Genomic DNA, 510 nt, shown 5'->3' with positions numbered 1-510 from the left:
GTATAACCCTGCCGCATATGGCGAGAGCGGACCGGTCGAGGCGATCGAGACCCATATCTCGCGTATCTTCCTGGTTGGCCAGCGCGCCTACAAGATCAAGCGAGCTGTCAAGCTGCCCTATGTCGACTTCTCGACCCCGGCGCTGCGGCTCGCCGCTTGCAAGAAGGAGGTCGAGCTCAACTCCAGGACTGCCCCCGGCCTCTATCTGGGGGTGCGGCGCGTCACCCGAGAGGCCGGCGGCGAGCTGGCCTTCGACGGAAGCGGCGAACTGGTCGATGCGGCGATCGAGATGGTCCGCTTCGATCAGTCGAAGCTGCTCGATCGAATGGCAGTCGGTGGCGAACTGACGCCTGCGCTGATGACGGATGTCGCGCGCATGATCGTGCGCTATCATCGCGGCGCGCCCGAGGTCCACAAGGGCAGCGGATCCTCGAACCTGGCAGGCGTGCTCGCCATCAACGAAGCCGGCTTTGCCACCAGCCATGTTTTCGAGCAAGCCGAGATAAAGGC

1 pseudogene is annotated in these 510 nt (G+C 63.9%); it reads left to right on the top strand.

Annotation, left to right across the window (positions count from 1 at the left end):
- Positions 1-510 (top strand): annotated as a pseudogene (locus EOA85_RS36870) (aminoglycoside phosphotransferase); the annotation flags it as partial.

The organism is Mesorhizobium sp. M5C.F.Ca.IN.020.29.1.1 (assembly GCF_003997375.1).
In the GTDB taxonomy this organism is placed as follows: domain Bacteria; phylum Pseudomonadota; class Alphaproteobacteria; order Rhizobiales; family Rhizobiaceae; genus Mesorhizobium; species Mesorhizobium wenxiniae.
Note: the sequence above shows the minus strand (reverse complement) of the source record. Positions and strands in the feature narration are given on the sequence as shown.